The following is a 14,242-nucleotide window of genomic DNA, read 5'->3' on the forward strand; positions in this document are numbered from 1 at the left end:
CCTCTTAAAGCAAGCGCGGCAAATATTTGAAAATCAGCCAAAAGCCACAGGTCATAGCGAAGGCAATGCTGCCGCTGTCGTAATCTATATAACCGAGATACAGGCTGTTTAAGCCCGTAACAAAAATCATATTCAGCCACATAAAGCCGTAGGCCCATAATAATATCTGTACCCACAGCGGCGGCTTTTTATAGGGATGAGGCTCATTATTCTTTGTCATGCTTATCTTCCTCATCTAACAGCTGCACAGCCTCCAGCTGCTTCTGTAAGCGTGCTGTATAGCGCTTGGTGGTATGCAGGGCGTTTTGCCCCTCCTCCAGCTTTTTGGCTGTTTTATCAAGAGCTGTTTCCAAGCCGGCAAGCTCCTGCTTAACCTTGTTCAGCAGCTGCCAGACCTCGGTAGTACGCTGCTGCACCGCCAACGTGCGGAAGCCCAGCTGCAGGCTGTTCACCAGCGCCGCCAGCGTTGTCGGCCCCGCTACGCACACTCTGAACTTCAGCTGCAGCTCCTCGGCCAGTCCCGGCAAGGCCAGCGCCTCCGCAAACAGGCCCTCACTCGGCAGATACATTACGGCAAAATCCGTCGAATACGGCGGGCAGATATATTTTTCGCAGATATCCTTCGCTTCGCTCTTCAAGCGTCGCTCCAGCTGCTTCGCCGCTGCATCCGCCGCCTGCGTATCACCGGCCTCACGCGCCTGCTGCAGGCGTTGGTAATCCTCCAGCGGAAACTTGGCGTCAATCGGCAGCAGCACCTCCTGCTCCCGCTGCCCCGGCAAACGCAAGGCATATTCCACACGCAGGCCGCTGTGCGGACGCACCTCAGCATTTTCTACATATCTTGCACGGTCAAGAATATCCTTGAGGATATTGCCAAGCTGCATTTCGCCCCAAGTGCCGCGCACCTTGACGTTCGAAAGAACGCGCCGCAGCTCATCCACGCCGCAGGAAAGGCTCTGCATCTGACCCAAGGACTGGTGCACCTCGCCCAAGCACTTGTTGACCTGCGCAAACTTCTGCTCCAGCGATTGATTAAGGCGCTCGTCCACAGTCATGCGGATGCGCTCCAGGTTCTGGTCCGTCATATCCGACAGACGCGCCACACGCTTATCAATCTGTTCGCTCAGCCTGTCGCTCGCCGCCTGGTTTTCCAAGCGTGCCGCCCGCGCCAGCGTGCTCTGCTCGCCACGCAGGTCGTACATGCTTTCCGCAAGCCTGCGCTCCAAAAGCTCCAGCCGCTGTGCCGTCATATCCGCCTTCGGACGTCCCTGTATCAATAATATTATCACACCTGCCAGCAGCAGGGCTATGACAATCATCAAAGCTATAGCCAATGTACTCATTTCTTCTTTGCTGACCTCCGTTATTTTTTTATTATAGCAGAAATGCAGTACATAGCCAACACATTAACGAACAAAATTTTTATATTTAACAAGATATTTTCATAATATCACTTTTTTAACAAAATCAGCTTACATCTGCGCCCAAATCGTGTATAATATATTCATACATTATTTATTCCAAAGAGGTATTACATTATATGATAGATGAAAGTCCTAATCTCAACTCTGCTGATAAAATCCTCGAGGCCGCAACCAAGCTGTTTGCCATGGACAGCTTTGCTGCCGTATCTATTAAGCAGATTTCTGTTGCCAGCGGCGTCAACAGCGCGTTGATTTCCTATTATTTCGGCGGCAAAAAGAATTTATATCAGGAGGTTTTATATACCGAGGCCGAAAAGTTTCTGAAGCTGCAGGACAAAATCCGTCAGCAGTCAGGTTCACCGCTTACCAAGCTGCGTACCTATGTAGACGGCATTGCCGAAATGCAGCAGCAGAACCCCTATAACATTCACCTGATTTACCGCGAGCTGCTGACTCCGCAGCCCATGTTTGAAAATTATGTGCGCAGCAAGCTGTACCGCATCCATCAGTTCATGACCGAGCTAGTTGAGGAAGCGATTGCCTGCGGCGAAATCGTTGCGGATATCAAAGCAACCCACGTTGCCTTCACTCTGGAAGGTATTATCATGTTCTTCTTTTTGATGCACAGCCATATCTGCGAGCTGGGCAATTTCCAAAACGGCGCTGAGCTTGATTACCTGCTGCAGGCACTCAACACCTACCTTGCATCACTTAGTAAAAAATAAATATATTCCTTAAATAAAGCTGCTTCAAAGCAGCTTTATTTTTGTTTACAACTTTGTTGCTTGACGCTATCTTCTTTAGAACCTATAATTTAATTGAACGATTAAAAATTTTACAACAATAAAATTATTCTGCAAGGGAGCTGTTAAATCATGCAGTCTATTATGGAAAAACTTCCCAACCTTCCTGATAAAAAGAAACTTGTTGCCGGAGCTGCCGTTGTCGTACTGGCAGCCGCAGGCTGGCAGCTTTACAGCAGTATTATGCATAAGCCACAGGAGGCAAACTACATCCCCATCGTCAGGACTATGACGATCGGCGAAAGCATTGCCGATTCCTCCACCGTCTATCCCGGCGAGGTACGCGGGCGCTACGAAAGCCAGCTGGCCTTCCAGACTGCCGGCAGAATCGCTTCCCGTCTTGTCAACGTAGGCGACCGGGTACACGCCGGCCAGATTCTGATGACAATTGACCCGAAGGACGTAAACCAAAGCGTGGAAGCAGCCAATGCACAGCTGGCATCTGCCATTGCCAACCAAAAGCTGGCGGCCGACAATGCGGCACGCTTTAACAAGCTGTATGCCGGCGGTGCTGTGAGCGAAGCAACGCGCGACCAGTACAACACCCAGCTGGAGGCAGCCAATGCTGCGCTGCGCCAGGCACAGGCCAACGCCAACGCCAGCGGCAACCAGCTGAGCTACACGCAGCTGACAAGTGATGCCGACGGCGTTGTGGCAGCCATCACCGGCGAGGCAGGCCAGGTAACGGCAGCCGGTACGCCGATGGTCACCATCGTGCGCAGCGGTGAGCGTGAAATCCAGATAAACGTGCCGGAAAACGTCAAGCTGAGCGTAGGCCAGCAGGCAGATATCAGCTTCTGGGCGCTTCCCGATGTTACGGCGAAGGGCACTGTCCGCGAAATTGCGCCTATTGCCGACAGCATTACACGTACCTATAAGGTGCGCGTTGCTGTGCCGCAGCTGCCTGCAGAAGCGAAGCTCGGCATGACTGCCAAGGTAAGCTTTAAGGACGCTGCGGTGTCCGAGGACGAGCTTGTTATTCCAGCTACCGCACTGTATCAGGTAAACGGCAAGACACAGGTCTGGCTGGTACGCAATAACCGCGCTGTGCTGCAGGACGTTAAGGTTGCCGGCTATGTAGGCAACAATGTGCGTCTGGCAGGCGGCTTAAACAAGGGTGATATTCTGATAACCGCCGGCCTCAGCAAGCTTGTCGATAACCAACAGGTGCGTCTGACCAAAGGCGGTGATATCTGATGTCAAACAACGAAAAACATCATGCCAACTGGGCAGAATGGGCTATTAACCATCGCCAGTTAGTTTACTTCTTCGCTGTGCTTGTGCTGATTATGGGTATGTTTTCCTTTAAATCGCTCGGCCGCAGCGAGGACCCCAGCTTTGCCGTCAAGCAGATGGTAGTATCCGCAGCCTGGCCCGGCGCCAGCGCCAAGGATGTGGAGATGCATCTGACCAATACGCTGGAAAAGCAGATTCAAAGTCTGCCGCAGGTTAAAAAAATCACCAGCTATTCGCGTCCCGGCGTCTGCGTTATTACCGTAGCGCTCAAGGATGAGGTTGCCGGCAACACGGTACGTCAGCGCTGGCTGGAGCTGCGCAATATCGTCAATGATGGCAAGAAGGACTTGCCTTCGGGCACCGTAGGTCCGTTTTATAACGACCGTTTTGATGACGTTTACGGCAATATCTACGCAATTACCGGTGACGGCTTCACCTATGAGGATATGCGTAAATACGCCGAAAAAATTAAGCTGGACTTCTTCAGCGTGCCTGATGTCAAAAAGGTTGAGCTGGTAGGCGTGCAACCGGAAAAAATCTTCGTGCAGATGCAAACCGCCAAGTTGGCACAGCTGGGACTGGATATCAACAGTATTGCCAACACTATCAAAGCACAGACCTCGGTCAATGCCAGCGGTATGATTGAAGCCGACACAGCCAACTCCTACCTGCGCATTACCGGCAGCCCCGACAGCGTAGAAAATATTGCTGCCATCCCCATCAATGCCAACGGCCGTGTCTTCCGCCTGGGTGATATCGCAACCATCACCCGCGGTTATGCAGACCCGCCGGAAACAATGATGTACTATAACGGCAAGCCCGCAGTCGGCATTGCTCTTTCTATGGAGGACGGCGGCGATAACATCAAGCTCGGCGAAAATCTTGCCAAGGAAATCGCCCGTATCCAAAAGGAACTGCCGCTCGGACTGGAGCTTAATCAGGTTGCCAACCAGCCTGAGGTAGTAAAAAAATCCATCAGCGAATTCTCCGAAAGCCTTTACGAGGCAATTATCATCGTGCTGGTAGTCAGCCTGATGACACTCGGACGCCGCAGCGGTTACGTAATTTCCTGCTGCATCCCGCTGATTTTGTTAGGCTCCTTCTGCGCCATGTTCGCTTTGGGCATTGATTTGCATAAGGTATCCCTGGGCGCACTGGTTGTTTCCCTGGGTATGCTGGTCGATGACGCCATCGTCGTTGTTGAGCTGATGGAGGTAAAAATGTCCGAAGGCATGCCGCGTAAGGAAGCAGCCTCCTACGCCTTCAAAACCTGCGCCTGGCCGCTGCTGACAGGCACCACCATCACCTGCCTCGGCTTTATGCCGATTGCCTTCTCCAAGGCCAGCGCTTCGGAATTTGCCTACAGCCTTTTCCCGGTTATGACCGTAACACTGATGCTGTCCTGGCTTGTTTCCGCAACCTTGGCACCGGTATTAGGCTATGAATGGATACGTCCTACCGTTATCAAGCAGGAATCTTATGATAACAGCTTCTACCGCGCCTTCCGCAAGCTGCTGCACTGGGCATTAGGACACCGCATCACGGTTATCGGCATTACTCTGGCAATGTTGGGTATTTCCATGTTCATGCTGCGCTTCGTCAGCCAGGAATTCTTCCCTGCCTCCGTACGTCCTGAGCTTTTAGTAGAGCTTAATATGCCTGAGGGCAGTTCGATTAAAACTACAGATGCCGCAGCACGCAAGCTGACGAATCTGATTAAGGATGATAAAGAATTAGACCATGTTTCCACCTACGTAGGCGAAAGCGCACCGCGCTTTGTGCTGGTAATCGACCCGGTACAGCCGCGCGATAACTACGCACAGCTCGTTGTTGTAGCCAAGAGCGTTGAGGACCGCAAAAAACTGGAGAAGCGCATCAGCGAGCTTGCTGCCGAGCATTTGCCGGAGGCTATCGTCTACTCCCGCTCGATTCCGCTCGGTCCGCCTGCTCCCTATCCTGTTATGATCCGCGTCAGCGGCAACAACGACGCGCAGGTTAAGGAATATGCGCAGAAGGTGCGCAAGGTTATGGCCGCTAATCCCTATGTCAACATGACACGTCTTGACTGGCTGGAGCAGACCAACGCCGTTAAGCTGAAGGTCGACAATGACAAGCTGCTGCAAATGGGGCTCACACGTCAGACTGTAGCCAACGCTCTGCAGGCACAGGTATCCGGTTATACTGTTGCAACCTATCTGGAGGGTGACCAGCAGATTGGTATCGTTTTCCGCCTGCAGCCTGACCAGCGCGCAGATATTTCGCAGCTGGAAACTATCTCCATTCCTACGAGCCAGGGTGCTGTACCGCTGTCACAAATTGCGCATCTTGACTACACCAGCGAGGACAATATCATCTGGCGCCGCAACCTGCGTCCTACGATTACCGTCAACGGCGGTATTGTTGACGGCGTTACCGGCAATGATGTCACCAAGCAGGTGTATAAGGAGCTGGAGCCGTTGCGCAAGGAGCTGCCTGCCGGCATGAGCATTGAGGTCGGCGGTTCGCTGGAGGACAGCAACGATACATTGAATTATCTGATGAAGCCGATACCGCTGATGCTGCTGCTGATTGTCGTTCTGATTATGCTGCAGATGCAGGATATCCGCAAGCTGCTGGTTATTATGCTGACGGCGCCGATGGGTATAATCGGCGTTATCTTCGGCCTGCTACTGTTTAATTCCGCGTTGGGCTTTATGGCGGAGCTGGGTATTCTGGCGCTCACCGGTACAATTATCCGTAACAGTATGGTGCTGGTTGACCAGATTCAGCAGCATCTTGATGCCGGGATGGAGCCTGCCAAGGCGATTACGGAATCAGCAATTGTGCGTTTCCGTCCGATTATGCTGGCAGCCTTCACTACGGTACTGGGATTGATTCCTATGTTCGCCAGCCAGTTCTGGAATGCGATGGCTGTGGCTATTGCCTGCGGTCTGACCGGAGCAACGCTGCTGACGCTGGTGGTACTGCCGGTGCTGTATGCGATTGTCTTTAAGGTGAAAGCAGAATAGAGCTGAGATTGTAAGGCAGCCTTCTTCCCTTGACATTCTCCTGAATTTCAAGTAAACTTAAAGCATGTTCTTCCAAAATTGCAGGTAACATTACGCTTTCAGCTACCTTACCTACGGACAAGAAAATAAGCAGTATATCCTGCAGCTCCACTTTAGCTGCAGAAGCTTAAGCAAGGCCATTTATCTGGTACATTCTAAGAGTAGTACGAACTGACGATTTTTTAATCGCCAGGGTACTACTCTTTTTTGTTTTTGCGCTGCTTATGTATTTTTTATAACATCTGTGTTAAAATGAAAGGAGAGAAACCATGCAAGACCTGCTAACAAAATTTGCCAACCTGACGATTCAAAGTGACTTCATCTTCAAAAAGGTTATGTCGCGCAAGCGCATCTGCAAGCATCTGCTGGAGGAGCTGCTGCAGATAGAAATTGCCGACATCAACTATCTGGAGGCAGAAAAGACGCTTGAGCCTGAGTACACCAGCCGCGGCATCCGCCTTGATATCATCGTAGCGGACGATAAAAACACGCATTATAATCTGGAGATGCAGGTGAAAAACAATAAAAATCCTGATACGGATACCTACGTCCTGCCCAAGCGCTCACGCTATTATCAGGCGCTGCTTGATATTGATTTGCTGCAGAAGGGATCGCGGCATCCGCCTTGATATCATTGTAGCGGATGACAAAAATACTCATTATAATCTGGAGATGCAGGTGAAAAACAATAAAAATCCCGATACGGACACTTACGTTCTTCCCAAGCGTTCCTGCTATTATCAGGCGCTGCTTGATATTGATTTGCTGCAGGCAGGCCAGCCTTATGACCTGCTGCCACCGACCTTTATCATTTTTATCTGTGTTTTTGATTTCTTTGAAAAATGTAATTATGTCTATACCTTTAAAAAACGTTGTCTGGAGAATTTGGAGCTGGAGCTTCCCGATGAAGCGACCACCATGATTTTGAACACCAAAGGTACGCATGGCGATATCTCCAAGGACATCAAGAGCTTTTATGATTATGTAAATAACCACATTGTAACTACTGATTTCACCAAGCAGATAGATGATGAAATCAGCTATCTCAAACTTGATACGAAAGTGAGGCGAGAATTTATGCTTATGGAAGCACGTTTGTTAGATGAAAGACGTGAGGGCATTGCCGAAGGCGAAGCAAATGCCAATATCGCTACTGCTAAGCGTATGATGGCTAAGGGCTGCTATTCTCTCGAGGATATTGCGGAGCTTACAAATTTATCTCTCGCTGATGTGGAGAAGCTAAAGGAAGAAGCTTAACCACTCTAATACTGATTTCACTAAACAGATTGACGATGAAATCAGCTATCTCAAATTAGATACGAAAGTAAGGCGGGAATTTATGCTTATGGAAGCGCGTTTGTTAGATGAAAGACGTGAGGGCGAAGCTGTGGGTATTGCCAAAGGCAAAGCTAAAGAGAAACTCGCTACTGCTAAACGTATGCTGGCTAAGGGATGCTATTCTCCCGAGGTTATCGCTGAGCTTACAAATTTATCTCTCGCTGATGTGGAGAAACTGAAGGAAGAGGCTTAAGCACGTAAAGCAAGCCTAATATCAAAATAAAAAATTAAACACAAATTACTAAAACCCATGTCCCGCCGAAATCGGCAAGACATGGGTTTTCTGTATTCTCAGTGCACGCTTTAGCAACAGCATGCGCTATTTTATTATCTTCTGCAGTACGCCTGCATCCGCAAGCCTCTGCTTTACTCCTTCTGATACAAATCATAATAACGCCCTTTGCGCGCCAGCAGCTCCTCATGGCTGCCGCATTCCGCAACAGCGCCCTCGTCAAGCACCACAATCTTGTCCGCATGACGGATGGTGGAAAGACGGTGCGCAATAATCAGCGTGGTACGTCCTACCGCCAGCTCGTCGAGCTCCTTTTGTATCTGCTGTTCCGTAATATTGTCGAGTGCGCTTGTAGCCTCATCCAACACTACTACCGGAGGATTTTTGAGGAATACGCGCGCAATCGCCAATCGCTGCTTCTGGCCGCCGCTCAACTTCACGCCGCGCTCACCCACCTCGGTATCGTAGCCCGCAGGCAGCTTTTGGATAAACTCATCCGCCGCCGCAGCCTTCGCTGCCGCCTGCACCTCGTCCGCTGTCGCATCCGGTTTGGCGTAGGCTATGTTGTAGCGCACGCTGTCGCCGAAGAGAAAGACATCCTGCTGTACTAGGCCGATTTGCCTGCGCAGCGATTCCTGCGTAAATTCACGGATATCGCAGCCGTCCAGCAGAATTCTGCCGCTCTGAGGCTCGTAAAAGCGCAGCAAAAGGCTGGCAATAGTTGTTTTGCCTGCTCCCGTAGCGCCCACAAAGGCCACAGTTTCACCTGCTGCCACGCTCAGCGAAAGGTTGCGGATAACAGGTCTGCCGTCCGCATAGGCAAAGCTGACGTTATCAAAGGTGATGTTCCCCTTGCAGGGCGGGCAAATTTTAGCATCCGGTGCATCAATAATCTCGGGCTTTTCCTGCAGCAGCTCATAAAAACGCTTGAAGCCTGCCATGCCGCGCTGATATACCTGAATGAAGCCTAAAAGCTGCATCAGCGGCTTCATAAACAGGCCCACGTAGAGGAAGAAGGCCACTAGCTCACCGAAGCTCATCAGTCCCTGATTTATCAGCAGGCCGCCCACTACTAATATCGCCACATTGATAAAGTTGCTGAAGAAAATCATACTGCCGACGAAATAAGATGTTATTTTGAAGGATTTTTTACATACTGTCAGATAGGCATCCGCCTTTTCCATAAACTGCGCCATATCGCTGCGCTCGCCCGCGAAGGCCTTGATCAGACGCACGCCGTTGATGCTTTCCGCAGCCTTGCCCGTTACCTCGCCCATTGCCACACGATTGGCAAAGAAGGCCTTTTTCATGCGCAGGTTGACGAAAACGGTATGCACTGCCTTCACCAGAAGCAGGAAGGCAATAAGGCTGCCCAGCATAGGATTCATGTAAATAAGAATAACCATCGTGCCGCCCATCGTCAGCCCGCAGACGGTAAGATCAATCGGCGCATTGCCTGCGAAGCCGTTAATTTCGCTCAAATCGCTGGTGAGGCGCGAAAGCAGCTGACCGCTTTTATTTTTATCGTAAAAGCCGAAGGACAGCTTCTGCAGATGGCTGAACAAATCGCGGCGCATATCGCGTTCCATAGAATAGCTCATGGACTGCGCCCAGTAGATGATGCTGAAATGCATGCCGAAGTTTACCAGATACATGGCAAGCAGTGCTGCCGACCATTCAAGGAGCAGCGGCAGATTTTTGAGCGGCAGCTGCTGTTCCAGCATCAGCTTCACTACATAGGGAAAGAACAGCTCGAGCAGCGCACGCAGCAGCGAGCCTATCACAAGAAAGAGCAGAATACCCTTATACGGTTTATAATAGCTGAGAAATGTTTTGAACATAAAGCTTTCCTATCCTCTATTCATATATTTTCTAAAGCGCGGGCAGCAGCTTTTGCCAAAACGCTGCCGTAGCGTTATATATTTTCTTTTATGATGATACAGTCTACACTATATAGCAGGTATAAAGTCAATAGGATGTGTTCTTAAATAATATCATAAAGCGAGCTATTTGCCAATTGCTATAACACAAGCGCTTCACTAAAAAACTGCCTTTCCTAAAATCGGAAGGCAGTTTTTGGTGTTGCTTAAGCCTTATTCGGCAAGCAGCTTGCCTGCTTCCGCCAGCTTGGCCATTGCTTCGTCGTCGGGAGCACCCAGCGCCAGTACGCCGTCAGCCACAAGTGTCGCACCCGCGTCCTTAACGCGTGCTTCCCAATCCTGCATATAGCTTCCGCCCCAGCCATAGGAGCCGAAGAGTGCTACCTTTTTGCCTGCCAGCTTGCCTTCAAGCTCGGTGAAGAACGGCTCGAATTCGCATTCCTCCAGCACTTCAGCGCCCATTGCCGGGCAGCCCAGTGCCAGAGCGTCATAGCCTGCAGCCTCGTCAGCAGTGATTTCGCTGACATTTTTTACAACAGCCTCCGCACCGGCAGCGTTAATTGCTTCCGCAATAGCGTCAGCCATCATTTGTGTGTTACCGGTACCGGTCCAAAAAATTACAGGAATTTGTTTCATGATAGTGTCCTCCTTTTGCTTTAAACTTTACTTTTGATAATAACCCTGGATTTGCTCCAGCAGGAAATCAGCACCCTTTTCGCCCATAAACGGCATGTGTGTCGCCACTACGCCATTCATAAACGGCGCGCTGATGAGCACCTTCGTGTTGCTTGCATCTGCCTGCGTAAGCGCCACGTCATCCGCAAAAAGCAGCGTGTCGCGCAGCTCACGGATTTCCTGCAGCCATTCGCCCTCCTCGGCGTAGGCTTCTACGTCTGCCACCGGTTCGGTTATAGCCTTCAAACTGTGCGCGCACATTTTGTGCGTCACGCTAATGCCTGCCTGCTCCAGGAAAGCGCCCACACCCTGCACCAGGTCATAATCGCCCTTAACAGCGGCCTGTCTTGGCTTACTGCCGCCCATCATAGCAAACATGCTGAGCATGGACATGCCCTTTTCCTTCATTTTGATGCGCATCAGCACCATGGGCTCAGGAGCTTTGCCAACCGCTGCGCCTACCTGCTCCAAAAAGCTTACGGTGCCGCTGTAGCCGTAGGGAACGGCATAAACATATGGCGTACCGAACTTTTCTTCAAGATATTTGGCAGCGGCAAGGCCTTCGTTGCCCAGCACAATATTTACCTGTGCCTTGCCCATAGCCTGCAGCTCGTCTACGCTGGTGTCGCAGCAAAGGCAGGCATTACAGCGCAGGTCCAGTGCTTCACTCAGCAGGCTCTTTACCTCCCAGATGTCGCTTGCCATGCGGTAGCGCCACGCAGAGGCGCCGATGATGTTGTACACGCCCGCCTCCTGCACTGCATCCTTCTGTGGCAGGTTGCGCACCAGCAGCTTGTAGGTTTCGGCCAGGCCGACGCTGTAATCACCGCGGAAGCCGCCCTGCTCGAAGGCCACAAGCTTAGCCTTGACCTCGTTTTGCATATAACGGCACACGCCCTTGATGTCGGTGCCGATGACGGCAGTTACGGAGGAGGCTACGACGAAGATAACCTTCGGCGCATAACTTTTGTCCAGTTCGATAATTGCTTCCTCCAGACGTGTTACGTCGCCCATGACAACATCGTCCTCGCTCATATGCGTGGTAAAGAGGCGGTTTTGAAAGCGCAGGCCCAAGCCTCCGTATAAGCCCATGCTGTAGTGCGTGGTGCCGGCGGGGCCGTATTCCAGTACGATGGCGCCCTGTACGGTCAAAAGGCTCCAGATAATTCCCATTCTGTCCGACGGTATCGGTAAAAATCTTACTAAGCTCACAGGCCGGCCTCCTCTCTGAATTTCTTTGCGTCGGCTACAGCCTTCGCCACTGCCTGCAACATGAAGCTGCTGCATTCAAAGCCCAGCATTTTGCCTGCCGGGTCGCTGTGCAGCAGGGCAATGCCCTTGCGGCGCAGGCGGTCACCGAACTCATGGCCCATATAGAACCACGGATGCAGTACGTCGTAAACATATTGCAGCGGTGCGATATTTGCCGCCTTGCAGATGTACGGGTCGGTTTGCGCCAGAATGCTTTCGATATCCGCAAAATTAGCCTCGCTCAGCTTATTGCTCTGAATCAGCTGCGGCACCAGGCCCAGGCTGCACAGATAGCTGTTGAGCTCGAAGCAGTCATACTGCGTATTGCCGTAGATATAGGGCACACCCTTGACGTCAGGCAGCACCTTCTGCTCCAATTCCTTGCATTCCTCAAACTTAGCGCCAATCTCCGCAGGCAGCGGCAGCTCCAGATAATTAAACAGATGCTGATAGGTCTGCAGGATTTTTTCCGGCGCTGCGAAGCGGTTGAAGTAAACGTAAGGAATGCCGTACTGCTCCTGCATAGCCTGCGCCAACGGCAGCGCAATATCATGCACGACGATGTTTACTTTCGCTGCGGGAGCACGGCGGATTTCCTCGGCAGTGCAGCCGCTGGGCATCTGTACGCCCAGTTTGACGCCTGCTGCCGCTAAAAATGCGTGCAGCTCTGTATCGGCAAAGTTGCCCATGCGCTGTCCCAGAACATTGACACTGCCGTCGCAGTCCTGCTTTTGCATCATGGCGGCGCAGGCAGTAATGGCGCGCTCCAGACCGGGGAAGTGATCCTCGCACTTAAAGTGCTCGGTGTGCGCCGCCATTACCGGAATATTGTACTGCTTGGTCAGCTCTGCGGCAATGGCGTCGTAATCATCGCCGATTACCTCAATTACGCAGGTGGTGACGAGCATCACGCATTTCGGCTGATATTCCGCCACTATTTCTTTGAAGGCCTTGTGCATGCTTTCGGTGCTGCCGAAGGTTACATCATGGCTGTCGAGCACAACGGAAACGCAGCGTCCCGCAATACCGCCGTAGCGCTCGTTGATGGTGAGGCTTTTGGTGTAATAGCTGCATTCGTCCGTGCCTACGATTACCAGCAGGCAATCTTCGATACCGCCTGCCACCATCGCAGCACCCATCAACGGGCAGTGAGTGCCGGGGAACAGCGCTGTTGTGAGCTGGGGCACATCCTTGATTGTCTGCACCTTGCTCAAGCGGTTCAGGCGGCCTAAGATTTCGTTTCCGTCCATGCCTGCAGCCTGCGGCGGCATACCCATTTTCTCAGCCATTTTGCGCATTTCATCCTTTTTTTCGCCCTTCATTGCCTGCATCATGCTCTTCATCTTGCCCATGTCGGGCATAGCGCTTTTATCGCCGTTTTTCTGCTTAGCCTTGATGGCTTCGATGGCGCTTTTGGGCATGCCCATTTTTTCGGCCATCTTCCACATTGCATCTTCCTTTAAGTCCATGTACTGCCTCCTATTCTTCTTCGTCCTCACTCATAGCCAGCACACGCTCGGCTAATTCGTTGTATACCTGTACCATTGGGGAATCCTTGACAAATTCGCTGACGGTACCGCCCTGATTTTCGGCGATTTGGATATCGCCGCTGCGCGGTACGTACTGCACAACCTCGGTGCCGATTTCTGCAGCAGCTTTAGCTACCAGCTCCTGCTCATTCTCAATGTTTTTGGCGTTAAGAATGATGCCTTTCAAGCGTGCATAACCGCGACGGCCAAAGTTTTTGATGGCCTGGGCGATGTTGCTTGCCGCGTAGAGGGCCATCATTTCGCCGGAGGATACGATGAATACCTCGCGTGCGTAGCCTCCGCGGATGGGCATGGCAAAGCCACCGCAGACTACGTCGCCTAATACGTCGTAGATGACGATGTCAGGCTTGTAGGTTTCAAAGGCTTCCAGCTCGGCCAGCTTTTCGAAGGCGGAGATGATGCCGCGGCCTGCACAGCCGATGCCGGGGGTGGGGCCGCCGGCTTCTACGCACAGGACGCCGCCGAAGCCTTCAAAGACAATGTCCTCTAATTTCAAGGCTTCGCCTTTTGCTTTCAGTTGTTCTAATACTGTGGGGATGCGTTTGCCTTCCATGAGGTTTTTGGTGCTGTCGCTTTTGGGATCGCAGCCCACTTGCATTACTTTGTAGCCTTTTAATGCGAGGGCTGCGGATAAATTTGAGGTGGTGGTGGATTTGCCGATGCCGCCTTTACCGTAGATTGCTATTTTTCTCATGTTTTTCTCCTTGTGGGTATTATTATTTATGAATTGGTGTGCTTCCCTTACGCTTGCGTGCTATGATACTTTTTGCCAGGGGCGGCAAAAAGTATCCAAAAAACGCCCTTAA

Annotated in this window: 13 protein-coding genes; 6 read left to right on the forward strand and 7 right to left on the reverse strand. The window is 51.5% G+C overall.

Annotation, left to right across the window (positions count from 1 at the left end; genetic code table 11):
• Positions 1–4: 4 nt before the first annotated feature.
• Together BN587_RS06035 and BN587_RS06040 are read right to left on the reverse strand one after the other, a co-directional pair.
• Positions 5–220 (reverse strand): hypothetical protein, encoded by a 216-nt coding sequence (locus tag BN587_RS06035; protein WP_021720248.1) that lies wholly within the window; start codon positions 218–220, stop codon positions 5–7.
• A complete protein-coding gene (locus BN587_RS06040) occupies positions 207–1,343 on the reverse strand; it encodes a DNA recombination protein RmuC (RefSeq protein ID WP_021720249.1) in 1,137 nt (378 codons plus the stop codon). The genes BN587_RS06035 and BN587_RS06040 overlap by 14 nt, the downstream gene beginning before the upstream one ends.
• 197 nt (positions 1,344–1,540) lie before the next feature.
• Between BN587_RS06040 and BN587_RS11420 the strand changes: the two genes are divergently transcribed.
• The 6 genes from BN587_RS11420 to BN587_RS06070 all read left to right on the forward strand — a co-directional run bounded on the left by BN587_RS11420 (position 1,541) and on the right by BN587_RS06070 (position 8,041).
• Positions 1,541–2,149 (forward strand): TetR/AcrR family transcriptional regulator, encoded by a 609-nt coding sequence (locus tag BN587_RS11420; RefSeq protein WP_021720250.1) that lies wholly within the window; start codon positions 1,541–1,543, stop codon positions 2,147–2,149.
• A gap of 150 nt (positions 2,150–2,299) precedes the next feature.
• Complete coding sequence (locus BN587_RS06050; RefSeq protein ID WP_021720251.1) at positions 2,300–3,424, forward strand: efflux RND transporter periplasmic adaptor subunit; 1,125 nt, start codon at positions 2,300–2,302, stop codon at positions 3,422–3,424.
• A complete protein-coding gene (locus BN587_RS06055) occupies positions 3,424–6,471 on the forward strand; it encodes an efflux RND transporter permease subunit (RefSeq protein WP_021720252.1) in 3,048 nt (1,015 codons plus the stop codon). Before BN587_RS06050 ends, BN587_RS06055 begins: the two co-directional genes overlap by 1 nt.
• Before the next feature lie 308 nt (positions 6,472–6,779).
• Positions 6,780–7,139, forward strand: a complete 360-nt coding sequence (locus BN587_RS06060) for a PD-(D/E)XK nuclease family transposase (RefSeq protein WP_021720253.1) — start codon at positions 6,780–6,782, stop codon at positions 7,137–7,139.
• Positions 7,102–7,767: an Rpn family recombination-promoting nuclease/putative transposase gene (locus tag BN587_RS06065; RefSeq protein ID WP_049897193.1), complete on the forward strand. Its 666-nt coding sequence runs from the start codon at positions 7,102–7,104 to the stop codon at positions 7,765–7,767. The genes BN587_RS06060 and BN587_RS06065 overlap by 38 nt, the downstream gene beginning before the upstream one ends.
• A gap of 82 nt (positions 7,768–7,849) precedes the next feature.
• A complete protein-coding gene (locus BN587_RS06070) occupies positions 7,850–8,041 on the forward strand; it encodes a hypothetical protein (RefSeq protein ID WP_021720255.1) in 192 nt (63 codons plus the stop codon).
• A 173-nt stretch (positions 8,042–8,214) separates the two neighbouring features.
• Here the strand turns inward: BN587_RS06070 and BN587_RS06075 are convergent, their stop codons facing one another.
• From BN587_RS06075 to BN587_RS06095, 5 genes are all read right to left on the reverse strand, one after another.
• The gene (locus tag BN587_RS06075) at positions 8,215–9,921 is read right to left on the reverse strand and encodes an ABC transporter ATP-binding protein (RefSeq protein ID WP_021720256.1); all 1,707 of its coding nucleotides are present in this window, start codon (positions 9,919–9,921) and stop codon (positions 8,215–8,217) included.
• A 252-nt stretch (positions 9,922–10,173) separates the two neighbouring features.
• Positions 10,174–10,596 (reverse strand): flavodoxin, encoded by a 423-nt coding sequence (locus BN587_RS06080; protein ID WP_021720257.1) that lies wholly within the window; start codon positions 10,594–10,596, stop codon positions 10,174–10,176.
• 27 nt (positions 10,597–10,623) lie between these two features.
• Positions 10,624–11,847, reverse strand: a complete 1,224-nt coding sequence (locus BN587_RS06085) for a nitrogenase component 1 (RefSeq protein ID WP_021720258.1) — start codon at positions 11,845–11,847, stop codon at positions 10,624–10,626.
• The gene (locus BN587_RS06090; protein ID WP_021720259.1) at positions 11,844–13,355 is read right to left on the reverse strand and encodes a nitrogenase component 1; all 1,512 of its coding nucleotides are present in this window, start codon (positions 13,353–13,355) and stop codon (positions 11,844–11,846) included. Before BN587_RS06090 ends, BN587_RS06085 begins: the two co-directional genes overlap by 4 nt.
• A 10-nt stretch (positions 13,356–13,365) precedes the next feature.
• On the reverse strand, positions 13,366–14,130 hold the full coding sequence (locus BN587_RS06095; protein WP_021720260.1) for an AAA family ATPase: 765 nt from the start codon (positions 14,128–14,130) through the stop codon (positions 13,366–13,368).
• Between the last annotated feature and the right edge of the window lie 112 nt (positions 14,131–14,242).

It is taken from the genome of Phascolarctobacterium succinatutens CAG:287 (assembly GCF_000434895.1).
GTDB lineage: Bacteria > Bacillota > Negativicutes > Acidaminococcales > Acidaminococcaceae > Phascolarctobacterium_A > Phascolarctobacterium_A succinatutens_A.

Coding starts and splice junctions, on each gene's coding strand:
- BN587_RS06035 (WP_021720248.1), bottom strand. CDS start 220: ATGACAAAGAATAATGAGCCTCATCCCTATAAAAAGCCGCCGCTGTGG.
- BN587_RS06040 (WP_021720249.1), bottom strand. CDS start 1,343: ATGAGTACATTGGCTATAGCTTTGATGATTGTCATAGCCCTGCTGCTG.
- BN587_RS11420 (WP_021720250.1), top strand. CDS start 1,541: ATGATAGATGAAAGTCCTAATCTCAACTCTGCTGATAAAATCCTCGAG.
- BN587_RS06050 (WP_021720251.1), top strand. CDS start 2,300: ATGCAGTCTATTATGGAAAAACTTCCCAACCTTCCTGATAAAAAGAAA.
- BN587_RS06055 (WP_021720252.1), top strand. CDS start 3,424: ATGTCAAACAACGAAAAACATCATGCCAACTGGGCAGAATGGGCTATT.
- BN587_RS06060 (WP_021720253.1), top strand. CDS start 6,780: ATGCAAGACCTGCTAACAAAATTTGCCAACCTGACGATTCAAAGTGAC.
- BN587_RS06070 (WP_021720255.1), top strand. CDS start 7,850: ATGCTTATGGAAGCGCGTTTGTTAGATGAAAGACGTGAGGGCGAAGCT.
- BN587_RS06075 (WP_021720256.1), bottom strand. CDS start 9,921: ATGTTCAAAACATTTCTCAGCTATTATAAACCGTATAAGGGTATTCTG.
- BN587_RS06080 (WP_021720257.1), bottom strand. CDS start 10,596: ATGAAACAAATTCCTGTAATTTTTTGGACCGGTACCGGTAACACACAA.
- BN587_RS06090 (WP_021720259.1), bottom strand. CDS start 13,355: ATGGACTTAAAGGAAGATGCAATGTGGAAGATGGCCGAAAAAATGGGC.
- BN587_RS06095 (WP_021720260.1), bottom strand. CDS start 14,130: ATGAGAAAAATAGCAATCTACGGTAAAGGCGGCATCGGCAAATCCACC.